21 protein-coding genes are annotated in these 23,370 nt (G+C 73.5%); 15 read left to right on the top strand and 6 right to left on the bottom strand.

Annotated elements, in window-relative coordinates:
* Positions 1-56: 56 nt before the first annotated feature.
* Complete coding sequence (locus tag ACZ619_RS22540; RefSeq protein ID WP_469601610.1) at positions 57-596, top strand: LOG family protein; 540 nt, start codon at positions 57-59, stop codon at positions 594-596.
* Between the two features lie 15 nt (positions 597-611).
* On the top strand, positions 612-1,310 hold the full coding sequence (locus ACZ619_RS22535) for an SDR family oxidoreductase (RefSeq protein ID WP_469601608.1): 699 nt from the start codon (positions 612-614) through the stop codon (positions 1,308-1,310).
* On the opposite strand, the gene ACZ619_RS22530 is transcribed toward ACZ619_RS22535, so the two are convergent.
* From ACZ619_RS22530 to ACZ619_RS22520, 3 genes are all read right to left on the bottom strand, one after another.
* Positions 1,279-2,535, bottom strand: coding sequence for a cytochrome P450 (locus tag ACZ619_RS22530; RefSeq protein WP_469601605.1), 1,257 nt, complete (start codon positions 2,533-2,535; stop codon positions 1,279-1,281). The genes ACZ619_RS22535 and ACZ619_RS22530 overlap by 32 nt on opposite strands.
* Positions 2,536-2,689: 154 nt before the next feature.
* Positions 2,690-3,898: a cytochrome P450 gene (locus ACZ619_RS22525; protein WP_469601603.1), complete on the bottom strand. Its 1,209-nt coding sequence runs from the start codon at positions 3,896-3,898 to the stop codon at positions 2,690-2,692.
* A gap of 202 nt (positions 3,899-4,100) precedes the next feature.
* Positions 4,101-4,856, bottom strand: a complete 756-nt coding sequence (locus ACZ619_RS22520) for an IclR family transcriptional regulator (RefSeq protein WP_469601601.1) — start codon at positions 4,854-4,856, stop codon at positions 4,101-4,103.
* 243 nt (positions 4,857-5,099) lie between these two features.
* On the opposite strand from ACZ619_RS22520, the gene ACZ619_RS22515 reads away from it, so the two are divergent.
* From ACZ619_RS22515 to gatB, 8 genes are all read left to right on the top strand, one after another.
* A complete protein-coding gene (locus tag ACZ619_RS22515; protein WP_469601598.1) occupies positions 5,100-6,101 on the top strand; it encodes a methionine synthase in 1,002 nt (333 codons plus the stop codon).
* 15 nt (positions 6,102-6,116) lie between these two features.
* Positions 6,117-8,309, top strand: a complete 2,193-nt coding sequence (ligA, locus tag ACZ619_RS22510) for an NAD-dependent DNA ligase LigA (protein ID WP_469601596.1) — start codon at positions 6,117-6,119, stop codon at positions 8,307-8,309.
* 213 nt (positions 8,310-8,522) lie between these two features.
* Complete coding sequence (locus tag ACZ619_RS22505) at positions 8,523-10,754, top strand: putative bifunctional diguanylate cyclase/phosphodiesterase (protein ID WP_469601593.1); 2,232 nt, start codon at positions 8,523-8,525, stop codon at positions 10,752-10,754.
* Between the two features lie 73 nt (positions 10,755-10,827).
* Positions 10,828-11,070 carry a hypothetical protein gene (locus tag ACZ619_RS22500; protein WP_469601591.1) on the top strand — a complete coding sequence of 81 codons (243 nt, stop codon included), beginning with the start codon at positions 10,828-10,830 and terminating at the stop codon, positions 11,068-11,070.
* Positions 11,071-11,177: 107 nt separating this feature from the next.
* Entirely contained in the window at positions 11,178-11,474 is a 297-nt protein-coding gene (gatC, locus tag ACZ619_RS22495) for an Asp-tRNA(Asn)/Glu-tRNA(Gln) amidotransferase subunit GatC (protein ID WP_007384860.1), read from the top strand.
* Between the two features lie 6 nt (positions 11,475-11,480).
* Positions 11,481-12,974, top strand: a complete 1,494-nt coding sequence (gene gatA / locus ACZ619_RS22490) for an Asp-tRNA(Asn)/Glu-tRNA(Gln) amidotransferase subunit GatA (protein ID WP_469601589.1) — start codon at positions 11,481-11,483, stop codon at positions 12,972-12,974.
* Positions 12,971-13,213, top strand: coding sequence for a hypothetical protein (locus ACZ619_RS22485; protein ID WP_365342860.1), 243 nt, complete (start codon positions 12,971-12,973; stop codon positions 13,211-13,213). Before gatA ends, ACZ619_RS22485 begins: the two co-directional genes overlap by 4 nt.
* 15 nt (positions 13,214-13,228) lie before the next feature.
* The gene (gene gatB, locus ACZ619_RS22480; RefSeq protein WP_469601586.1) at positions 13,229-14,743 is read left to right on the top strand and encodes an Asp-tRNA(Asn)/Glu-tRNA(Gln) amidotransferase subunit GatB; all 1,515 of its coding nucleotides are present in this window, start codon (positions 13,229-13,231) and stop codon (positions 14,741-14,743) included.
* Positions 14,744-14,797: 54 nt separating this feature from the next.
* Here the strand turns inward: gatB and ACZ619_RS22475 are convergent, their stop codons facing one another.
* Positions 14,798-15,628 (bottom strand): SAM-dependent methyltransferase, encoded by an 831-nt coding sequence (locus tag ACZ619_RS22475; protein WP_469601583.1) that lies wholly within the window; start codon positions 15,626-15,628, stop codon positions 14,798-14,800.
* 186 nt (positions 15,629-15,814) lie between these two features.
* Between ACZ619_RS22475 and ACZ619_RS22470 the strand changes: the two genes are divergently transcribed.
* The 5 genes from ACZ619_RS22470 to ACZ619_RS22450 all read left to right on the top strand — a co-directional run bounded on the left by ACZ619_RS22470 (position 15,815) and on the right by ACZ619_RS22450 (position 21,029).
* A complete protein-coding gene (locus ACZ619_RS22470; RefSeq protein ID WP_469601580.1) occupies positions 15,815-16,147 on the top strand; it encodes a hypothetical protein in 333 nt (110 codons plus the stop codon).
* Positions 16,148-16,203: 56 nt separating this feature from the next.
* Entirely contained in the window at positions 16,204-16,776 is a 573-nt protein-coding gene (locus ACZ619_RS22465) for a GNAT family N-acetyltransferase (protein ID WP_469601578.1), read from the top strand.
* A gap of 35 nt (positions 16,777-16,811) precedes the next feature.
* Positions 16,812-17,504, top strand: coding sequence for a hypothetical protein (locus ACZ619_RS22460; RefSeq protein WP_469601575.1), 693 nt, complete (start codon positions 16,812-16,814; stop codon positions 17,502-17,504).
* Between the two features lie 197 nt (positions 17,505-17,701).
* Positions 17,702-17,893 carry a hypothetical protein gene (locus ACZ619_RS22455; protein ID WP_469601572.1) on the top strand — a complete coding sequence of 64 codons (192 nt, stop codon included), beginning with the start codon at positions 17,702-17,704 and terminating at the stop codon, positions 17,891-17,893.
* Positions 17,894-18,011: 118 nt separating this feature from the next.
* Entirely contained in the window at positions 18,012-21,029 is a 3,018-nt protein-coding gene (locus tag ACZ619_RS22450) for a helix-turn-helix transcriptional regulator (protein WP_469601757.1), read from the top strand.
* Here ACZ619_RS22450 and ACZ619_RS22445 read toward each other — a convergent pair.
* Complete coding sequence (locus tag ACZ619_RS22445) at positions 21,022-22,188, bottom strand: PQQ-dependent sugar dehydrogenase (RefSeq protein WP_469601754.1); 1,167 nt, start codon at positions 22,186-22,188, stop codon at positions 21,022-21,024. The two genes, ACZ619_RS22450 and ACZ619_RS22445, sit on opposite strands and share 8 nt — an antisense overlap.
* Positions 22,189-22,344: 156 nt before the next feature.
* Positions 22,345-23,343 carry an aldo/keto reductase gene (locus tag ACZ619_RS22440; protein ID WP_469601569.1) on the bottom strand — a complete coding sequence of 333 codons (999 nt, stop codon included), beginning with the start codon at positions 23,341-23,343 and terminating at the stop codon, positions 22,345-22,347.
* Between the last annotated feature and the right edge of the window lie 27 nt (positions 23,344-23,370).

Below are 23,370 nucleotides of genomic sequence, written 5' to 3'. Positions count from 1 at the left end.
ACGCCCGCTTGTTCCCCACGGCAGGGATCTCACCCGGCAGTGCATACCCTGACGGCATGCGAATCTGTGTCTTCCTCTCCGCCGCCGACCTCGACGACCGCTACACCCGTCCCGCCCGGGACTTCGGCAGACTGATCGGCAAGGGCGGCCACTCCCTGGTCTGGGGAGGCTCCGACACCGGCCTGATGAAGGTCGTCGCCGACGCGGTCCAGGAAGCCGGCGGCCGTCTCGTCGGCGTCTCCGTCGGCTTCCTCGCGAACAAGGCCCGTCCCGGCGCCGACGAGATGGTCGTCGCCGCCGACCTCGCGGAGCGCAAGCGGCTCCTCCTGGAGAAGGCCGACGCCGTGGTCATCATGGTCGGCGGCACCGGCACCCTCGACGAGGCCACCGAGATCCTGGAGCTGAAGAAGCACGGCCGCACCGACAAGCCCGTCGTCCTGCTCAACACCGCCGGCTTCTACGACGGCCTCGAAGAGCAGTTCCGCCGCATGGAGGCGGAGGGCTTCCTGCCCCGCCCCCTCGCGGAGCTGATGCACTTCGCCGACGAGCCCGCCGCCGCGCTCGCCCACCTGGAGGCGCACCGGCCGGCCGGCTGATGCGAGCATGGCCGCATGGCAACTCATGTGATCACCGGCGCCGGTTCCGGAATCGGCGCCGCGGTGGCCCGCCGGCTGCACGCGCGCGGGGACGAACTCGTCCTGCACGCGCGCGACGCCGGCCGCGCGAAGGAACTGGCCGCGGAGTTCCCCGGCGCCCGCACCCTCGTCGGCGACCTGGCGGACCCGGACCGGCTGTCCTGGGCGTTCTCCCACCAGACGCTGCCCGACCGCGTCGACTCGCTGCTGCACATCGCGGGCGTGGTCGACCTGGGCGAGGTCGGCGAGCTGACTCCGAAGTCCTGGCGCCACCAGCTCAACGTCAACCTGATCGCACCGGCCGAGCTCACCCGGCACTTCCTGCCCCAGCTGCGCACCGCCCGCGGCCACGTGCTGTTCGTCAACTCCGGCGCCGGCCTCAACGCCCACGCGGGCTGGTCGGCGTACGCGGCGTCCAAGCACGGCCTGAAGGCACTGGCCGACTCGCTGCGCCACGAGGAACACGGCAACGGCGTCCGGGTCACCTCGGTCTACCCCGGCCGCACCGCCAGTCCCATGCAGGCCAAGGTCCACCAGCAGGAGGGCAAGGAGTACGACGCCTCCCGCTGGATCGACCCGGAGTCGGTGGCCACCACCATCCTCACGGCGCTCGATCTGCCCGGGGACGCCGAGATCAACGACCTCAGCGTCCGTCCCGGCCCGCTTCCCGGCTAGTACCGCGCAGCGTGAGCCGGCCGCGGAAGTTCTCCGGCACCGGCGCGAACCGCAGCGCCATCGTGGCCTCCTGCGGCCGCTCCACGGTGAGCCGGTAACGCGTGCACAGCAGGTGGCACAGGCCCATCAGCTGGACGACGGCGATGTTCGCGCCGACGCACTTCTTCGGCGCCCAGCCGAACGGCACGTAACAGGTGCGGTCCGCCGGCCCGTGCGGCGCGCCCGGCAGGAAGCGGTCCGGGTCGAAGACGTCGGGCCGCTGCCAGACCCGCTCGTCGCGGTGGATCAGATGCGGGCTCAGCAGGTACCACTGCCCCGGCTCCAGCCGGGCCGCGCCCAGGTCGAACGCGAACGTGGAGCGGCGCACCAGCAGCAGCGGCGGGCTCCACATCCGCAGCGTCTCCTTCACGAACCGGTGCGTCTGCGGGGCCGCCCTGGCGGGTGCCGTGCGGAACTCCACCGGGTCCACCGCGCCCAGTTCGGCCTCCATCCGGCGCTGCCACTCGGGGTGTCGTACGAACTCGTACAGCAGGCTCGCGGCGGCGGTGCCCGGCGGGCCGCCGATGGCCGTGAGGACGGTGGTCACCACGTCCAGCGCGCGGTCCATGCCGAGTTCGGGCAGCAGGTCCACGAACGGGTCGGCGAGGTCCGGCTCGCGCTCGCGCCGGCCGTCGGCGCGCTGCCGCAGCACCCGGCGCACCACCAGCCCGGCCCGCACCTGGACGGCGAGGTGACGCAGGTGGTGCAGCGGGCCGCCCGGCGTGGGGGACACCAGCCGCGCCAGCTTCATCTCCAGGTCCCGGCGCACCAGTTCCGCCTCCGCGCCGGTGAGCCCGGCGAGCGCTACGGGCAGCAGCGAGCGCAGCGACACGTCCTGCATCAGCATCGTCAGGTCGGTGTCCGCGCCGGCGCTCGCGTCCATCACCCGCGCCATGCGGTCGATCAGCAGGCCGTGCTGCTCGGCCGTCGCCAGCGTGTGCAGCCGGGTCAGCCAGGTGGAGCGGATCAGGCTCCACCGCACCTCGGGGCTGTGCCGCCGCCGCACCAGGTCGACCAGACGGTCCTGGAGGACGAACCGGTGCCAGTTGGCGGCGCTGACCCGGCGGGCCGCCTCCGGCTCGAAGACCCCGAGCCGTCGGTCGTCGACCCAGAAGATCCCGTCCTCCGCGGCGCTGCGCAGCCGCAGGGCGCTGAGGAAGTCCTCGGGGTGCTGCGGGGTGGTCATCGTGGGTGTTCCCCTCCTGGGGGCGCGGGGAGCCGGCGGACGCCTCCCCGCGCCGGGCCGGTCAGATGTGGTGGTACACGTACCAGAACAGCCCGTACGTGCGACGGACGTTGAGGACCGACATCGTCTTGAGGTACAGCGCGCGCATGCTGGTTCACCTCCTCTCGGGACAGCCGTCGGGACGGCTCAGCACCGCGGTGAACCGCGGCGGAGCCAGCGCCGGACCCACCTGGGGCCCGTCGCCGTCAGGGGTGGCCGACGGGGCGAGCGACACCCGCCAGTCACGGGTCAGGAGGCCGACCAGGTCCTCCAGCAGCCGTACGGTGACGGTCGCGCCGGCGCAGGTGTGCGGGCCGTGCCCGAACGGCAGGTAGGCGGCGTCGGGCGGGCCCTCGGCCCAGCGCTCGGGGAGGAACTCGTCGGGCCGCTCCCAGTGGCCGGGGTGCCGGTGCACCAGGTAGCTGCACACCATGAGCCGGTCCCGGGGCGTGACCGGGACCCCGCCCAGCTGCTGCGCCCGGCTCGGGGTACGGGCGAACAGCCACGCCACCGGCCACAGCCGCAGCGCCTCGCGCACGATCCAGGCCGGTTCCGCCGCCGCCCGCTCCGGGTGGGTGCCGAGCAGCCGCACCGACCAGCCCAGCGCGAACCCGATCGACCCGGCCGTGGCGAACAGGAAGGACAGGTAGACCTCGACCAGGTCGCGCGGGTCCGCGTCCGGGCCGCCTCCGCCGACGACGACGTCCACGAGGTCGCGCGGTCCGGCCGGGTGGTCGAGGGGCCGGGCGGCCCGCTGCCGGGCACGCATCTCCGCGCGCAGGACGGCCAGCGCCCGGTGGCGGAACAGCAGCCGGGACGGGGCCGGGTGGCGGCGCCGGGCGTCCGCCGGCACCGCGCGGGAGACGATCGCCGCCACGGTCGCGTGCAGGTGGGGCGGCGCCCCGGGACGCAGCAGCACATCGCGCAGATGGTCCAGCACGAGCAGGTTCCCGGCGTCCGGCCAGTCGCTGCGCGGCGCGAGCCGCCCGGCCACCAGACCGGGCAACTCGGCCCGGTGCTCGCTTAGGTGACGTTGTATCAGCTGCCGGGCGGCGCGGCCGATGGCGACCTGCGCGGAGCGCGGCCCGAAGACGCCGTGCCGGTGGTGGTAGAAGTCGGAGGTGTCCGCGACGACGCCGTCCCGGTTGCCCATCACCGCGCGGGCGGCCTCGGGACCGGCCACGCACACGCCGCCGTCCAGCGCCGAGCGCCACACGTCGGCCCCGGCGCCGAACTCCGAGGTCAGCAGGGACAGCGCGTCGCCGGGCCGGGCGGCCGGGCCGGTGTCCCCGCCGGTCGCGGGGTGTGCGGGCGACGAGGCCATGGGTGTCCTCCCTGAGCGGTCGGTGGTCAGCGGTGAGCGGTGAGTGGTGACGGGGCGGTGGTACGCGGGGAGCCGAGGGGAGCACCGGCCCGTACCGTGGTGCGGACTCCGTGGCCGACGGACCCAGCCTGGGCGGCCGGCGGCGCCCTGTCGCTCCCTGTGCCGTTGAGCGGAACGGCCGGGCGGCGCGCCGGGTCTGGCGTCACCGGCGGCGGCCGAGCCCCGCCGTGACGGCCGACGCCGCGCGGCGGGCCGTGTCGGCGAGCCGCTCCAGACGGTGGTCGGGCCCGGTCAGCACGCTCAGCGCCGCCACCGGCACACCGTCCGCCCCGTACACCGGCACGGCGGCGCAGCACACCCCCGCCAGCACCTCCTGGTGGTCGTAGGCGGCCCCGGACTCCCGGATCCGCCGGGCCCGGGCCGGCCAGGCCGGGGGCGGCGGACCGGGTGCCGGACCGGAACGCGCCCAGGCGGCCAGGACCTGGCCCGCCGCCGTGTGCCAGGGCCACACCGGACGGTCGTCGGGCAGCGGGCACGCCAGGTCCGCGCCGGTCGCCCGGTCCAGGACCAGCGTCTGCCCCAGGTGCAGCACCGAGAGCTCGGCCGTCATCCCGGTGACGGCGGTCAGCCGCCGCAGCGGCCGCAGCGCGGCCCGCCGCAGCCCCGGGTACGGCTGCCAGGCCTGGCCCAGCCGGAACATGCCCGGTCCGATGCGGTACCGGCCCGCACTGCGTTCCACGGCGCCCAGTTCCGCGAGCTGGTCGAGCAGCCGGTACGCGGTCGTCTTGGGCAGACCGGACGCCGCGGCCAACTCGGTGACCCCGGCGTCCTGTTCCTGGCGCAGGGCGTTCAGCAGCGCGAAGGCGCCCTCCAGCACCCCGCGTCCGGCCGTCGCGGACAGCGCTCCGCCGCCTGGCGGTGCCGTGGCGGTCGCGGTCGCCCTCTCCGATCGATGCACGTGTCAACCCCCGTGGTCACGTGTGAGCCCCGTCGGTCAGCCGGTGCGGGGCGTGGTCGCGGGTGCCGTCGGCCGACGTGCCGGCACGAAAGCGCCCGCACCAGGGTGGAGGCCGCGCATGGGCCGAATTTTTGTCGAAAGCTTGTCGCCCGGCCGAGAACCACGGAAGGCGCGGGGCGGGCGGGCCCGTCCGCCCCGCCCACCGGCGCACACCGTGCCGTCCGCCCCGCTTAGGCTCCTCACGTGAACGAAACCCCCTTCTTCGGCCCGGCCACCGGCGTCGGCTCGCTCCCCGGTGGCGACGCCCGCGAGGCCGCCAAGACCGCGACCGGCAGTTTCGAGGACTTTCCCTTCCTCCCCGAACTGCCCGCCCGCGGCCCCGGCGCCGACATGATCGGCCGCACCGCCGGCCTGCTCGTCGAGCTGTACGCGCGCGTGGAGCCCAGCGGCTGGCGGCTCGGCGACCGGCCGGGCCGGGACACCCGGCGCGCCTGGTCCTGGCTGGGGGAGGACCTGGACGCGCTGGAGGAGTTCACCCAGGGCCACGAGGGACAGGTCAAGGTGCAGGCGGTCGGGCCCTGGACGCTCGCCGCCGCCCTGGAGCTGAGGAACGGCGAGTCGGCGCTCTCCGACCCCGGCGCCTGCCGTGACCTGGCCGCCTCCCTCGCCGAGGGCCTGCGGCTGCACCTCGCCGAGGTGCGGCGCCGCATCCCCGGTGCCCGGCTCGTGCTCCAGCTCGACGAGCCCTCCCTCACCGCCGTGCTGCGCGGCCGGGTGAAGACCGCCAGCGGCTACCGCACCCACCGGGCGGTCGACCGCCAGGTCGTCGAGGCGACCCTGCGGGACGTGATCGGCGTGCACGGCGACGGCGGCGTCGTGGTCCACTCCTGCGCTCCCGAGGTCCCCTTCGCCCTCCTGCGCAGGGCCGGTGCCGCCGCCGTCTCCTTCGACTTCTCCCTCCTCACCGAACGTGACGAGGAGGCGATCGGCGAGGCCGTGGAGGGCGGCACCCGGCTGTTCGCGGGTGTCGTGCCGGGGACGGACACGGCATTGTCGGACCCTGCCGGTAGCGTCATGGGTGTCAGGACGCTGTGGCGCAGGCTGGGGCTGTCTCCGGGGCTTCTCCCGGAGGTGGTCACGGTGACCCCGTCGTGCGGGCTCGCGGGCGCTTCCCCCGCGTACGCCCGGCAGGCGCTCGCCCACTGCGTCCGGGCGGCGAGATCACTCGCGGACAACCCTGAGTAACGGGAGGACCACACGGTGGCCGGCGACAAGCAAGCGGAGACGACGGTGCCCGCCGAGACGCGGGAGCGGCACGCGCAGCTCGCTGAGCAGATCGAGGAGCACCGCTTCCGGTACTACGTGAAGGACGCTCCGGTCGTCAGCGACGCGGAGTTCGACAGACTCCTGCGCGCCCTGGAGGCGTTGGAGGAGGAGTACACCGAACTGCGCACGCCCGACTCGCCGACCCAGAAGGTCGCCGGGGCGTACCAGACGGAGTTCACCTCGGTCGAGCACCGCGAGCGCATGCTCTCCCTCGACAACGCCTTCGACGACCTGGAACTGGCGGCCTGGGGCGAGCGCGTCCACAAGGACGTCGGCACCTCCGACTACCACTACCTGTGCGAGCTGAAGGTCGACGGCCTCGCCGTGAACCTCACCTACGAGCACGGCCGTCTCACCCGCGCGGCGACCCGCGGCGACGGCCGTACCGGCGAGGACATCACGCCCAACGTCCGTACGATCGCCGAGATCCCGGACCGGCTGGACGGCGAGCACGTCCCCGACCTCGTGGAGATCCGCGGCGAGGTCTACTTCCCGATGGAGAAGTTCGCCGAGCTCAACGAGCGGCTGGTCGGGGCCGGTGACAAGCCGTTCGCCAACCCGCGCAACGCGGCGGCCGGTTCGCTGCGCCAGAAGGACCCGCGGGTCACCGCCTCCCGCCCGCTGCACATGGTCGTCCACGGCATCGGCGCCCTGGAGGGCTTCGAGGCCCTGGGCCGCCTCTTTGAGGCCTACGAACTGCTGAAGTCCTGGGGGCTGCCCACCTCCACGCACAACCGGGTGGTCGACGACCTCGACGGCGTACGGGCGTTCATCGCGTACTACGGCGAGAACCGGCACTCCGTGGAGCACGAGATCGACGGGGTCGTCGTCAAGCTCGACGAGATCCGGCTCCAGGGGCGGCTCGGCTCGACCGCGCGGGCGCCGCGCTGGGCGATCGCCTACAAGTACGCGCCGGAAGAGGTCAACACCAGGCTGATCGACATCAAGGTGGGCGTCGGCCGCACCGGTCGGGTCACGCCCTACGCCCAGGTCGAGCCGGTCACCGTGGCCGGCAGCGAGGTGGAGTTCGCGACCCTGCACAACCAGGAGGTCGTCAAGGCCAAGGGCGTGCTGATCGGCGACACCGTGGTGCTGCGCAAGGCCGGTGACGTCATCCCGGAGATCCTCGGCCCGGTCGCCGACCTCAGGGACGGCACCGAGCGGGAGTTCGTGATGCCGGCCGAGTGCCCCGAGTGCGGGACGCCCCTGCGGGCCATGAAGGAGGGCGACATCGACCTCCGCTGCCCCAACGCCCGTACCTGCCCGGCCCAGTTGAGAGAGCGGGTGTCCTACCTCGCGGGCCGCGAGTGCCTGGACATCGAGCACTTCGGCGCGGTGGCCGCGGCCGCCCTCACCCGGCCGCTGGAGCCGGCCGACCCGCCGCTCGTCGACGAGGGCGACCTGTTCGACCTCACCGTCGAGAAGCTGCTGCCCATCAAGGCGTACGTCCTGGACCCGGACAGCGGGCTGCCCAAGCGCGACCCGAAGACCGGCGAGGAGAAGGTCGTCACGGTCTTCGCCAACCAGAAGGGCGAGCCCAAGAAGAACACCCTCGCCCTGCTCCAGACCATCGAGGAGGCGAAGACCCGCCCGCTCGCCCGCTTCCTCAACGGTCTGTCCATCCGGCACGTCGGACCGGTCGCCGCCCAGGCGCTGGCCCGCGAGTTCCGCTCCCTCGACCGCATCGAGCAGGCCACCGAGGAGGAGCTGTCGAACATCGACGGCGTCGGCGGCATCATCGCGGCCGCGCTCAAGGAGTGGTTCGCCGAGGAGTGGCACCGCGAGATCATCCGAAAGTGGAAGGCCGCTGGAGTCCCGCTGGAGGACGAGTCCACCGGGGAGGACGAGGGGCCGCGTCCGCTGGAGGGGCTCACCGTGGTCGTCACCGGCACCCTGGAGCACTTCACCCGGGACGGCGCCAAGGAGGCGCTCCAGAGCCGCGGGGCCAAGGTGACCGGCTCGGTGTCCAAGAAGACGTCGTTCGTGGTCGTCGGGGACAACCCCGGATCGAAGTACGACAAGGCGATGCAGCTGAAGGTGCCGGTTCTGAACGAGGACGGATTCGTCGTCCTTCTGGAGCAGGGACCGGACGCGGCGGCCGAAGCCGCCCTTCCGACCGAGGAGTAGCGGTTGAAGGCCACCCGTTCGGCGCATACCAGATGCATACGGGTGGCCGGGGCGCAATCGGGCAACCGTCGACGACCGCTGCCCGTGACAGCCTTCCGCGGCCTACTGTTGGGACATGCGCCTGCCGTGCCCAGCTGCGGTCGGGGCATTGCTGTGCTCCCGGAGGGCACGGACCGCATGGCGTGGGCACCGCCGGCTGTGAGAGGGACGGGAATGGAACCGACCGAGAGCGCCGCCCCGGACGGGCGGCTGCCGCTGCGCCGCCGGGCGGGCGCATGGCGGGGGACTCGGTGGACGGCAGGGGGTGACCGGCACACGGCCGTCGCGGCCTGCGGCGCCGCGGTGGCCGCGCGCGACCCGCTGCCGCGGTCCGCCGTCGGCCCCGCATCCCACCTGGCCGGCACCGAGCACGAACGGCACCTGCCCTGGCCGGCCCTGCCCGCCGCGGTCGTCGCGACCGCCGCGTTCGTCCTCGGCGCCGGTTTCTACCGCGCGTTCAGCGACCACCACGCGCTCTTCCCGTCCGGCACGGTCGGCTGGTCGCTGGCCGTGCTGACCGGCATCATCGTCGGCCACCTCGTCCTGCTGGGCCGGGCCCGCTGGTGGGGCGGCACCGGCTCCGGCGCCGCCCTCACCCTCGCCGTGCTCCTGCTGTACGGCTGGGTGCCCGCCGGCATGGTCAGCCTCACCGTCGTCGTCCTGGTCGGCATAGCCAGGCGCCACCGCTGGCGGCAGGGGCTCCTGCACGGCGCGGTGGACCTCCTCGGCATCGGCGCCGGCGCGCTGCTGCTCGGCGCCTTCGGCCGGGTGCCGACCGTCGAGTCGCCCTGGGACCCGGACCGCTGGAGCGTCACCACGGCCCCCGAGGTCGTGCTCGTCGCGGGCGCCTACCTCGCCGTCACCCGCGCCCTGCTCTGGTACCTCCAGGCACCCCGCGGCGGCGGTCTGCCCACCGTGGCCCGCACCGCCCTGGTCAGACAGGGCCTGGTCGCGGTCGCCCTGCTCGGCATCGCCCCGCTGATCTGCGTGGTCGCCGTGGCCCAGCCGCTGCTGCTGCCGCTGTTCGCCATCCCGCTGGTCGCCCTCGACTCCACCCTGTGGATGGCCCGGGCCCGCGCGGAGGAGCAGCTGCGCGACCCGCTGACCGGCCTGCCCAACCGGCAGTGGCTGCTGGAGCGGATCTGGACCGCGCTCGACGACGCCGAGCGCATCGGCGCCCGCTCCGCGCTGATGCTCATCGACCTCGACCGGTTCCGTTCGGTCAACGACACGCTCGGGCATCTCGCCGGTGACCGCCTGCTCCTCCAGATAGCGGACCGGCTGCGGGCCGCCCTGCCGCGCGGTGCGGAGGCGGCGCGGCTCGGCGGCGACGAGTTCGCGGTCTTACTGCCGGTCGCCGACTCCACGACCTCCGCCACCCGGGTGGCCCGCAACCTGGTCACCGCGCTCTCCTCCCCGCTCGACCTCGACGGCCTCACCCTCGTCCTGGAGGCCAGCGCGGGCGTCGCCGTCTTCCCCGACCACGCGCTCGACGCGGAGGGGCTGCTGCGGCGCGCGGACGTCGCGATGTACCAGGCGAAGCGGGACCGCACGGGCGTCGAGGTGTACGAGTCCAAGCGGGACTCCAACACCCCGGACCGGCTGGGGCTGCTGGGCGATCTGCGCCGCGCCCTGGACGCGCACGAGGTGCAGCTGCACTACCAGCCGAAGGTGCGCTTCGACGGGCAGGTGGCCGGTCTGGAGGCGCTGGTGCGGTGGGTGCACCCCGAGCGCGGGAAGGTGCCGCCGGACGAGTTCATAGCGATCGCCGAGTCCTCCGGGCTGATGCCCCATCTGACGGAGTACGTGCTGGACACCGCGCTCGCGCAGGTCGCCCAGTGGCGGGCGCAGGGGCTGCGGGTGCCGGTGGCGGTCAACGTCTCGCCGCGGGACGTGCACACCCCGGGGTTCGCGGGGTCGGTGGCGGCCCGGCTGGCCCGGCACGGGGTCCCGGCGGGGGCGTTGCAGCTGGAGATAACCGAGCACGTGCTGCTGGAGGACCCGCAGCGGGCCGCCGACACGCTCGCGGGGCTGACCGGGCACGGCGTGAAGATGTCGCTGGACGACTTCGGCACCGGGTACTCCTCGCTGGTGCATCTGCGGCGGCTGCCGGTGAGCGAGCTGAAGATCGACCGGTCCTTCGTGGCGCGGCTGGCCGTGGACAACGAGGACGCGGAGATCGTGCGCTGCACGGTCGACCTCGCGCACTCGCTGGGGCTGCTGGTCGTCGCGGAGGGCGTGGAGGACGACGAGACGTGGGAGCGGCTGCGGGACCTGGGGTGTGACGCGGTGCAGGGGTGGCTGGTGGCCGCGGCGATGCCCCCGGAGGAGGCGACGGCCTGGCTGCTCGCGCGGGGGTCCCGGGGGTGGCAGCGGCCGCGGGCGGCTCTGCCGGCCGCCGAGTAGTCCACCCGCCCGCCCGTGCGCCGACGATCGAGAAGCGGGCCTCCGCTGCGGGGGCGCCGCCCGGCGGCCGCGGATGCGCCGTGGCCGCTCGCGCCGCGGTCTCCGCACGGGTGATGAAGCGGGCGATCAGGAGTCCCGGGCGTTCCCCGCGGGCGGCTTCCGGCCGGCGGCCGGCCCGGAGGGCGACGCCGCCGTACCGCTCGGCGACACGCTGACGGTGCTGCGGAACGGCGGGCCGCGCGGCGTCGTGTTCGGCGTCCGCCTCGCCACCGCGGCCGTCGTGCCGATCAGCGCCGCACCGCTGTTCCCCGGGTGACCGGAGCCGACGTTCGCGGGGGACCGGGGAAACCGTTTAACGGGCACCCTGCCCCGCCCCATAGGATTGGCTCCAAACCACACACACTCACCCCAGAGGAACGCTGCATGCCTGGCATCACGCGCGAGGAGGTCGCCCACCTCGCCCGGCTGGCGCGTCTGGAGCTGAAGCCCGAAGAACTCGAACACTTCGCCGGCCAGCTCGACGACATCATCGGCGCGGTCGCCCGCGTCAGCGAGGTCGCCGACCAAGACGTACCGCCGACCTCGCACCCGCTGCCGCTGACGAACGTCATGCGCGCGGACGAGGTCCGTCCCTCGCTCACCCCCGAGCAGGCGCTCTCCGGCGCCCCGGCCCAGGAGCAGCAGCGTTTCAAGGTGCCGCAGATCCTGGGGGAGGACTAGACAGTCATGACGGACATCATCAAGCTCACGGCCGCCGAGACCGCCGCGCGGATCGCCTCCGGCGAGCTCACCGCGGTGCAGGTCACCGAGGCCCACCTCGCCCGGATCGAGGCCGTCGACGAGAAGGTGCACGCCTTCCTGCACGTCGACCGCGAGGGCGCCCTGGCGCAGGCCCGCGCCGTCGACGAGAAGCGGGAGCGGGGGGAGAAGCTCGGCCCGCTGGCCGGCGTCCCGCTCGCGCTCAAGGACATCTTCACCACCCAGGGCGTACCGACCACCGTCGGTTCGAAGATCCTGGAGGGGTGGATCCCGCCGTACGACGCGACCCTCACCAAGAGGCTGAAGGCCGCCGACGTCGTCATCCTCGGCAAGACCAACATGGACGAGTTCGCCATGGGGTCCAGCACCGAGAACAGCGCGTACGGGCCGACCGGCAACCCGTGGGACCTGACCAAGATCCCCGGCGGCTCCGGCGGCGGCTCCTCCGCCGCCCTCGCCTCCTTCCAGGCCCCGCTCGCCATCGGCACCGACACCGGCGGCTCCATCCGCCAGCCGGCCGCCGTCACCGGCACGGTGGGCGTCAAGCCGACGTACGGGGCCGTGTCCCGGTACGGCATGGTCGCCTTCTCCAGCTCCCTGGACCAGGGCGGGCCCTGCGCCCGTACGGTCCTGGACGCGGCGCTGCTGCACGAGGTCATCGCCGGACACGACCCGCTGGACTCCACGTCGATCGACGCGCCGGTCCCGGCGGTCGTCGAGGCCGCCCGCAACGGCAGCGTCGAGGGCATGCGCGTCGGCGTCGTCAAGCAGTTCCGCGGCGAGGGCTACCAGCCCGGTGTCATCCAGCGCTTCGACGAGTCGGTCGCCCTCCTCAAGGAGCTGGGCGCCGAGATCGTCGAGCTGGACTGCCCGTCCTTCGACCTCGCGCTGTCGGCGTACTACCTCATCGCGCCGAGCGAGTGCTCCAGCAACCTCGCCCGCTTCGACGGCCTGCGCTACGGCCTGCGTACCGGCGACGACGGCTCGCACTCCGCCGAGGAGGTCACCTCCCTCACCCGTGCGGCGGGCTTCGGCCCCGAGGTCAAGCGCCGCATCATGCTCGGCACGTACGCGCTCAGCTCCGGCTACTACGACGCGTACTACGGCTCCGCCCAGAAGGTCCGCACGCTCATCACGCGCGACTTCGAGAAGGCCTTCGAGCGGGTGGACGTCATCGTGTCGCCCACGACGCCGACCACCGCCTTCGCGATCGGCGAGCGCGCCGACGACCCGATGGCGATGTACCTGGCCGACCTGTGCACCATCCCGACGAACCTCGCGGGCAACGCGGCCATGTCGCTGCCCTGCGGTCTCGCCCCGGAGGACAACCTCCCGGTGGGCCTGCAGATCATCGCCCCGGCGCTGAAGGACGACCGTCTGTACAAGGTCGGAGCCGCTGTCGAGGCCGCCTTCGTGGAAAGGTGGGGCCACCCGCTCCTGGAGGAGGCTCCGTCGCTGTGAGCAACGCACTGTCGAAGGCCAAGGGCTTCAAGAAGTCGAAGTCCGGTACGTACCTGTCCATGGCCACCACCGCGTTCGGTGCGGTCGGTGTCGCCAAGCAGATCAAGAAGGCCCGGTCCGAGCACGACACGCTCCGGCTGATCGACGCCACCGTGTCCGCCGTCGCGATCGTCACCGGCCTCGCCATCCTCTACCGCGAGCTGAAGCGGCTGGGCGACGACGACGTCCTGCTGGGCTGAGAGGGAAGTTTCACCGTGACCACCACGACCGACCTGGTGTCGTACGAGGACGCGCTGGCGTCCTACGACCCCGTCATGGGCCTTGAGGTCCATGTCGAACTCGGCACCAAGACCAAGATGTTCTGCGGCTGTTCGACCGAGCTCGGTCAGGACGCCAACACGCAGACCTGCCCGACCTGCCTCGGCCTGCCCGGCTCGCTCCCGGTCGTCAACGCGACCGGCGTCGAGTCCGCGATCAAGATCGGCCTCGCGCTGAACTGCGAGATCGCCGAGTGGTGCCGCTTCGCCCGGAAGAACTACTTCTATCCGGACATGCCGAAGAACTTCCAGACCTCCCAGTACGACGAGCCGATCGCCTTCAACGGCTACCTCGACGTGCAGCTGGAGGACGGCACGTCCTTCCGCGTGGAGATCGAGCGCGCCCACATGGAGGAGGACACCGGCAAGTCCACCCACGTGGGCGGCGCGACCGGCCGCATCCACGGCGCCTCGCACTCGCTCCTCGACTACAACCGCGCGGGCATCCCGCTCATCGAGATCGTCACCAAGCCGATCGAGGGCGCGGGCGAACGTGCTCCCGAGGTGGCGCGGGCGTACGTCCGTGAGCTGCGCGAGGTCATCAAGGCGCTCGGCGTGTCGGAAGCCCGCATGGAGATGGGCCAGATGCGCTGCGACGTGAACCTGTCGCTGCGCCCCAACGGCACCGAGAAGTTCGGCACGCGCTCCGAGACCAAGAACGTGAACTCGCTGCGGTCCGTGGAGCGTGCGGCCCGCTTCGAGATCATGCGGCACGCGGCCGTGCTGAACGCCGGCGGGACGATCATCCAGGAGACCCGCCACTTCCACGAGGACACGGGGTCCACCACCTCGGGCCGCGTGAAGGAGGAGGCCGAGGACTACCGGTACTTCCCGGAGCCCGACCTGGTCCCGGTCGCCCCGTCCCGCGAGTGGGTCGAGGAGATCCGCGCCGCGCTGCCCGAGCTGCCGCTGGCCCGCCGTACCCGCCTCCTCGCGGAGTGGGGCATCACGGCCACCGACATGCAGGCGATCCTGAACGCCGGCGCGCTGGACCCGATCGTCGCCACCATCGACGCCGGTGCCGACGCGACCTCCGCCCGCAAGTGGTGGATGGGCGAACTGGCCCGCAGCGCCAACGAGTCGGGCACCTCGCTCGACGAGCTGGCGATCACCCCGGCGCAGGTCGCGCGGGTCACCGAGCTGGTCTCGAAGGGCGACCTCAACGACAAGCTGGCCCGCCAGGTCATCGAGGGTGTCCTCGCGGGCGAGGGCACCCCGGACGAGGTCGTCGAGAAGCGCGGTCTGAAGGTCGTCTCCGACGACTCCGCGCTCGGCACCGCCGTCGACGAGGCCATCGCCGGCAACCCGGGCGTCGCGGACAAGATCCGCGGCGGCAAGGTCGCGGCGGCCGGCGCCCTGGTCGGCGCGGTCATGAAGGCGACCCGCGGCCAGGCCGACGCGGCCCGCGTCAAGGAGCTGATCCTGGAGAAGCTCGGCGTCGGCGAGGGCTGAGCCGGAGCACGCGGTACGGCCCCGGAAGCGGCGCTTCCGGGGCCGTACGGCTGTTCAGGGGGCCGTCGGCGGCTGCTTGCCGCGGCGGCCGACGACCCGTACGAAGCCGAGGGTGCGGCCCTGGTCGGCGCGGAGCATCTCGGCGCAGCGGGTCGCCGTCCGGACGTGGAAGTCGTCCGTGCTCTCCTCGGCGACCACCTCGCACCACAGCAGCCAGTCCCGCCAGCCGTCCGGCTGCCAGTCGGCCGCCTCGACCTCGACGGCCCCGCTGCGGGTCCAGTGGCGGTGCCACCAGTCGGGGGAGTGGAAGCACCAGAAGTCGGGCTCCCACCACGGCTTCAGATGCTCCGGCGGCTCGCTGCCCGCGATCTCCTCCCGCAGCGCCGGTACGACGACGCCGATCCGTCCGCCGGGCTTCAGCAGCCGGGTGAGCGTGGGCAGATACAGGTCGTCGGTGCCGAAGTACTGGTAGGCGTCGATGCTCACGATCGCGTCGAACCCGCCCTCGGCGAAGGGCAGGTCGTGCGCCTCGGCGTGCACGGGCTGCACCCGGTCGGCGAACCCGGCCTCGGCGATGCGCCGGGCGTTGTCGTCGGGCTTGACCCACAGATCGGCGGCGGTGACCTGCGCATGGAACTCCCTGGCCAGGAAGATCGAGGTCATCGCCCGGCCGCAGCCCAGGTCGAGCACGCGCGCGCAGGGGCGCAGCGCGTCCAGGCCGAGGGCGGGAGCCAGCCACTCCAGCAGCCACAGGGCGTGCGGGCCCATCTGGTTCTCGACCGCCCAGCGGGCGTCGTAGGTGCTGCTGAGGGGGTAACGGGGCAGAGTCAGTCGGTCAGTGAGCGGATCGTCCTTCGACGGTGGGCGAGAGGTGGCGTCGAACATGGCTGAACGGGCTCCTTGTGATCTTCGTAGTGAAGGGCGATGCGTAGGAGCTCATTCGGACCGGCAAACAATGCACCCGCTTCGGTCGTCGGCGAGGGGCCGATCAAGGCTGACCAGCGGAAGCTAGCAGTTGTGGACCTCGTCCGCAGCCGCTTTCCTCAGGTGCGGGTACTACGCTCGCCCGCCATGACCGCACACGCCGAATCCGACGTCGAACCCCTCGTGACCGAGGTGGAGGCCGCGGACGGGGAGGACCTCGACGAGGAGTCCCTCGACGAGGCCCGCCGGGCCCGCTGGACCGCCGCCGTGACCGGGGTCCTGCTGGCCCTGATGGGGCTCACCGCCTCGCTGATGAGAATCGGCGGGGGCGTGCCCGCGCTGGTGCCGAGCGCGTACGGCATCGGGTCCGCGGTGTGCGTGTCCGCCGCGGCGCTCGGGGCCCGGGGCCGCACCCGCAGGGCCCTGTGGCTGATGATCCTGGGACTGATGGTGATGGCCCTGGGCGACCAGTTCGACTGACGCCCGTGAGAGGCTCGGCGGGGTCGTGGAGGAACTGGCGGAGGAGCGGCGGCACGATGTACGCGAGAGACCTGGGCGACGGCGCCGAACTGCGGCCCCTGGAGGTCTGGCACGCGGGGGAGCTGCTCGCCAACATCGACCGGGGGCGGGACTTCGTGGGGCGGCACATCGGTCTGCCCGACGTGATCGAGGACCTCGCCGGGGCCCGTGCCTACCTGCGTTCCTACGCCGACAAGCGTGCCGCCGACGCCGGCGGCCTGCACGGGGTGTGGCGGGACGGGCGGCTCGTCGGCGGGCTGCTGTTCCGGGTCTGGGACACGCCGAGCGGGGTCTGCGAGGCCGGCTGCTGGCTGGAGCCCGCGGCGGCCGGGCGGGGCCTGGTGACGCGGGGCATGCGGGCGCTTCTGGACTGGGCGTTTGACGAGCGTGGCATGCACCGTGTGGAGTGGCATGCGTCGGCGGCCAACCAGGCCAGCATCAACGTGGCCCGGCGGCTGCACATGACCCGCGACGGCGTGATGCGGGAGAACTACCCCCACCGGGGCGTGCGCACGGACACCGAGGTCTGGTCGGTGCTGGCCCCCGAGTGGCGTGCGGCACGCGCGCGTACCGCCGAGAACGATCATTAAGAGACCTCTCAGACAGCGTCCGTACGGTGCGAGGTATGGGAACGAAGACAGTGGACGGGGCCGGGAGCGGCGCCGAGGCGAAGACCGCAGAGACGGCCGCCGAAGAGAAGACGGTGGACGCCACCGAGGCCTCCGCCGGTGCCGGTGAGCCGGCCGCGCAGACGACGGAGTCCGCCGAGCCGGCCGACACCGCGAGCGACGAGAAGGCCGTGAACGCCGAGAGCGCCGAGAACGCCGAGAACGCCGAGAACGCCGACGACGCCGACGACGCCGAGGACGACGAGGTCGACGAGGAGCTGGCGGCCCTGCTCGCCGAGGAGCAGGCGCAGGGCCCGTCCGGCGTCGGCCAGGGCGCCGGTGCCATCGTCTCCGTCGCGCTCGGCCTGGTCTCCCTCACGGGTGGCTGGGTCGGTACGATCGCCGCCGCCCGTGAGACCCTCATCGGCCAGCTCCAGACCTCGTCGACCGCGAGCGTCGCCAAGCAGGTCAAGGAGGTGTACGGCGACGCCTGGCAGACCACCGCGCTGTGGGCCGGCCTGTTCGCTCTGGTCGCGCTGATCACCGGCGTCGTGGTGCTCGCCCGGCCCGCGTTCGGCGCGCCCGGCAGGGCGCAGGCCCCGTGGATCAAGTCGGTCGCCTGGGCCGGCGTCGCGCTCGGTGTCATCGGCCTGCTGCTGGCCGCCCTCAAGTACTCCGACGTGCTGCTCGGCCTGCCGTCGACCAGCTGAACCGGCGCGTCCCGGCAGGGGCCTTAGACCGTCCGTGAGCACCTCATGGACGGTCTAAGGCCCCTTACGCGTCCCGGCGGCCCGACGGCCGGCCGAAGATGCGGAACTCTCCCGATGTGGCCCACCCCCCTGGGAGACGAAGGTGGAGTCGTCGCGGAAAGCGACGACCCACCTCTCTCACACACAGGGGAACCGCCATGTTCGAGTACGAACTCCACCAGCTCCGTTCCGCCGAGCTGCGCCGCCAGGCCGCGGACGCCCGCCTCGTCCGCGAGGCCGTCCGCTCCCGCCGCGCCGCCCGCCGCGAGGAGGCGGCCCGCAAGGCCGCCGCGGTGGAACACACCCATACCGGCCCCCGGACCGGCCGACGGCTCCCCCACACCGCGTGACCGGGCCCCGCCCCGGCCGGCGGCCGTACGGGGGTCGGCCGTCGGCATCGGAGCGGGAGGTGTGATGAGCGTATCGGGGCTGGGGAAAACCGGTGCCGTCGGCGTCGGGCCGCGTGCGATGCTCTGGCCCGTGGAAACCAGGTCCGTGAGTCCCGTGTTCGTAGGCCGCGACGACGAGTTGGACACACTCGACGAGGCGCTCGCCCGCGCCGGGGCCGCCGAGCCGCAGGCGCTGCTGCTCGGCGGTGAGGCCGGGGTGGGCAAGACCCGTCTGGTGGAGGAGTTCGCCGCGGCCGCCTGCCGCCGGGGCGCGGTCGTCGCGCTCGGCGGCTGCGTGGAGATCGGCGCCGACGGCCTGCCGTTCGCCCCCTTCTCGACCGCGCTGCGTGCGCTGCGGGCCGCCCTGCCCGAGGAACTGGCCGCGGCCGCCGCCGGGCAGGAGGACGAACTGGCCCGGCTGCTGCCCGAGCTCGGCGAGGCCGCCTCCGGCCGCCACGACGAACAGGGCATGGCCCGTCTCTTCGAGCTCACCGCCCGCCTGCTGGAACGCGTCGCCGCCGAGCGCACCGTCGTCGTCGCCCTGGAGGACCTGCACTGGGCCGACGCCTCCACCCGCCACCTCCTCGCCTACCTGCTGCGCACCCTGCGCACCGGCCGGCTCGTCGTCCTCGCCACCTACCGCTCCGACGACATCCACCGCCGCCACCCGATGCGCCCCCTGCTCGCCGAACTCGACCGGCTGCGCACCGTCCGCCGTCTCGAACTCGCCCGTTTCAACCGCGAGGAGGTCGGCCGCCAGATCGCCGGCATCCTCGCCACCGAGCCCGCCCCCGACCAGGTCGACGAGATCTTCGAACGCTCCGACGGCAACGCCTTCTTCGTCGAGGAACTCGCCGTCGCCGCCAGCGAGGGCTGCTGCACCGGGCTCACCGACTCGCTGCGCGATCTGCTCCTGGTCCGTGTCGAGGCGCTGCCCGAGAGCGCCCAGCGGGTCACCCGGATCGTCGCCGAGGGCGGCTCCACCGTCGAGTACCCGCTGCTGGAGGCCGTCGCCCGGCTCGCCGAGGACGACCTCATCGAGGCCCTGCGGGCCGCCGTCGGCGCCAACATCCTCACCGCCACGCCCGAGGGCGACGGCTACCGCTTCCGGCACTCCCTGGTCCGCGAGGCCGTCGCCGACGACCTGCTGCCCGGCGAACGCTCCCGGCTCAACCGACGCTACGCCGAGGCACTGGAGAGCGACCCGGCGCTGGTGCCGGCCGACGCGCGCGTGACCCGCCTGGCCAGTTACTGGTACCAGGCCCACGACCCCGCCAAGGCCCTGCCCGCCGTGCTCGACGCCTCCGTGGTGGCCCGCCGCCGGCACGCCTACAGCGAGCAACTGAGGCTCCTGGAGCGGGCGATGGAGCTGTGGGACACCGCCCCCCAGGAGGTCCGCGCGGCCCTGCGCCCCGTCGACTGCACCGACGTCTACCCTCCCTGCGGCTGCGATCCGGCCACCGCACCGCTGCGCTACCTCGACCTGATGGCGGAGGCCGCGGTCGCCGGCCGGCTCTGCGGGGAACGCGAACGCGCCCTGAAGATCACCAAGAAGGCGCTGCGGATCATCGAGGACGAGGGCGATCCCCTGCGCGCCGCCTGGTTCTGGGTGCAGCGCTCCCGTCTGGTCCAGGCGCTGGCCCGCGGCGACGGCTGGCAGGAGCTGGGCATCGCCCAGGACCTGGTGCGCGGCCTGCCCCCGTCCGAGGTGCACGCCGACGTACTGGCCACCGCCGCCAACTGGTCGATGCTGCACGAGCCCGGCCCGGAGGCCTTCGCCGCCGCCGAACGGGCCGTGCAGTACGCGCGCATGGTGGGCGCCCGCGAGATCGAGCTCAACGCGCAGGTCACCCTCGGCTGCCTGATGGTCGACGCCGGTGACGTCGACGCCGGGCTGGCCGAACTGCGCCGGGTCAAGGAGGCCGCGCTGCGGGAGGGCATGGCGTACGTGGCGGGCCGCGCCTATCTGAACCTGCCCTCCGAGCTGGAGGCGGTCGGCCGGTCCCGGGAGGCCGTGCCGATCCTGCGTGAGGGCCTCGCCTTCGCCCGCAGGTTCGGCCTGCTGGACACCGAGGCATGGCTCTGGGGCAACCTCTCCGACTCGCTGTACGCGCTCGGCCAGTGGGACGAGGCCGCCGAGGCCGCGGCGGGCTCCCTGGGCTCCGCGGCCAGCGCCAAGCCCCGCGGCGCGGGCGCCCTGCGCCTCGCCCACATCGCCCTCGCCCGCGGTGACGCCGCCGAGGCCGCCCGCCAACTGGCCATCTCCCACGCCCACTACGGCACCCACGACCCGATGCCCCAGGTGCTGATCCCGGTCGCCCGGATCGCCATCGGCGTCGCCGCCGAGGAGGGCCGCCTCCACGACGCCCGCGCCGAACTGGACCGCGCCCTGGAATCCGGCTTCCCGCCCGGCACCCAGCGCTACGTCTGGCCGCTCCTGCTGGCCGCCGCCACCGCCGAGGCGGACGCCCGCGCCCTGCCCGCGGCGGCCGACGGCCGCGCCGAGACCCTCGACCGGCTCACCGGGGCGGCGCGCAAGCTCACCACCGGCGCACCCATCTGGGCCGCCTACGCGCACTGGACCCGCGCCGAACTGGACCGCGCCCGGGGCACCGGCACCGCCGCCGTCTGGTCGGACGTGGTCACCGACTTCGAGCGCCTGGACCGCCCCTACGACCTCGCCCGGGTCCGCCGCCGCCTCGCCCAGGCCCTGCTGGAGGAGGCCGCGGGCGACGGCGAACGCGACCGGGCCACCGAACTGCTCCGGCTGGCCGGGACGGTCGCCGACCACCTGGGCGCCCGCCCGCTCGCCGGGGCCGTCGCCCTGCTCGCCCAGCGCGCCCGCCTCACCCTCACGGCCGCCGTCCCCCGGCAGGTCCTCGACCCCGCCGAGCGCCTCGGCCTCACCAGCCGGGAGCGCGACGTGCTCCGCCTGGTCTCGGCCGGCCGCACCAACCGCCAGATAGCCGAGGAGCTGTTCATCTCCCCGAAGACCGCGAGCGTGCACGTCTCCAACATCCTGGGCAAGCTCGGCGTCTCGGGGCGGGGGGAGGCGGCGGCCGTGGCCCACCGCCTCGACCTCTTCCCGGCTAGCTGACCTCCAGCTCCAGGATCCGGTCGTCGCCCGCCTTCGGCTCGCCCCGCCCGTCGGTGTTGCTGGTCACCAGCCACAGCTTGTCGCCGCCCGCCGCCACGACCGTCCGCAGACGGCCGTACTCGCCCTTCAGGAAGGCCTGCGGCTCGGCGGCCGTGACCGTGCCCTTCAGCGGGATGCGCCACAGCCGCTGGCCCTTGAGACCGGTCATCCAGATGACGCCGCCGGCATAGGCGATGCCGCTGGGCGAGGCGTCGTCGGTGTGCCACTCGGCGATCGGGTTCACGTACTTCGCGTCGGTGGACCTGCCCTCGGCGTCCGGCCAGCCGTAGTTCCCGCCCGGCTTGATCGCGTTCAGCTCGTCCCAGGTGTCCTGCCCGAACTCCGAGGCGAACAGCCGCTGTCTGTCGTCCCAGGCCAGCCCCTGCACGTTGCGGTGACCGTAGCTGTAGACGGGGGAGCCGGGGAACGGATTGCCGGGGGCCGGTTCCCCCTCCGGGGTGAGCCGCAGGATCTTCCCGCCCAGGGACTCCCTGTCCTGCGCGAGACCGCGCCGCCCGCTCTCGCCGGTGCCCGCGTAGAGCATGCCGTCCGGGCCGAAGGCGATCCGGCCGCCGTTGTGGATGTAGCCCTTGGGGATGCCCTTGAAGATCGTGTCGGGGGCGCCCAGCTGTTCCCCGGCCGGCTTGCTCTCGTCCCAGAGCATCCGCACGATGCGGTTGTCGGAGGCCGACGTGAAGTACGCGTAGATCATGTGGTCCGAGGCGAAGTCGGGGGACAGGGCGATCCCCAGCAGACCGCCCTCGCCGGCCGCGGACACCCCGGACACCGCACCCAGCTCGGTGATCTTCCCGGTCTTCTCGTCGACCTTGCCGATCGTCCCGTCGTCCCGGTCCGACACCAGCAGCCCGGCCCCGTCCGGCAGCGCCGCCAGCCCCCAGGGCGACTTCAGTCCCTCGGCGACCGTACGCACCACCTTCACCGACCCCTTGGCGGGCGCGGCGGACTCCGTGGCACCGGCGGAGGCGGACGGACCGGCCGACGTGCCCATGGCCCAGGGCGGCCGGGACGACCCACCACCGTCACCGGAGGAACACCCCGCCACCAGCAGGAGCCCGGCCGTAGCCAACACGGCGGTCACAGTGCGACGTTGCACGATCAGTCCCTTCGGGAAGCCTGACGGCCTCCTCCCGACCGACGGTAGTACAGCGCCGCGTCGGGGGCGCGGGACCGTAGCGATTCACCGCTCCGCCGCGCGGGCGCGACCAGCCACGACACCGCCGCACCCGACCACCGGCGGATCACGGCAACGGGCCCGCTAGTCCCACGACCCCTGAGCGGCCGGCAGCCGCCCCAGCTCCGCCAGATCCTGCGCGGTCAGCCGCAGCCGCGCCGCGCCCGCGTTCTCCACCGCCCACCGGCCCTGCTTGCTCCCCGGCACCGGAACCACGTGCGGCCCCCGCGCCAGCACCCACGCCAGCGCCACCTGAGCGGCGGTGACACGGTCCCCGTGCCGGCCCGCCACCCGCCGCAGCCCCGCCACGATCGGCTGGTTCGCCGCCATCATCTCCGCCGTGAACCGGGGATGCCGCGCCCGCAGGTCGTCCGGCTCGAACCCCTCGCCCGGTGTGAGCGTGCCGGTCAGGAAACCGTTGCCCAGCGGCATCGCCGCCAGGAACCCCACCCCCCGCGCCTCGCACCACGGCAGCAGCGCGTCCAGCGCCTCCGGCGACCACACCGACAGCTCGGCCTCCACCGCGCTCACCGGAAACACCTGCTGCACCCGCTGAAGCTGGCGCAGCGTGGCGTCGTACAACCGCGCTCCCGACCTGCGCCCCCCGCGCGCCCCCACGGCGCACAACCCCAGTGCCCGCACCTTCCCCGCCCGCACCAGTTCCGCCATCGCGCCCCAGGTCTCCTCGACGGGTACCTCGGGGTCGGCGCGGTGCAGCTGGTACAGGTCGATGACGTCGGTCTGGAGCCGGCGCAGCGACGCGTCGCAGGCCCGCCGCACATAGCCGGGGCGGCCGTTCGCCACGATGTGCTGCTCGCCCGCCAGCAGGCCGACCTTCGTCGACACGAAGGCCTCCGCGCGCCGCTCCCTGAGCACCCGCCCCAGCAGCAGCTCATTGGTGAACGGGCCGTACATGTCCGCCGTGTCCAGCAGGGTCACGCCGAGGTCGAGCGACCGGTGCACCGTTCTCAGCGATTCCTCGCCCCGCTGCCGGGAGCCGTTGTACGCCCAGCTCATCGGCATGCACCCGAGTCCGACGGCCCCCACCGCGAGCGCCCCCGCGCCGATCGTCCTGCGCTCCACCTGCCCGTGAACCTCCTTCTCCGGACC

This window comes from Streptomyces sp. NPDC104367 (assembly GCF_055583825.1).
This window is presented reverse-complemented; position numbering and strand designations above follow the sequence as displayed.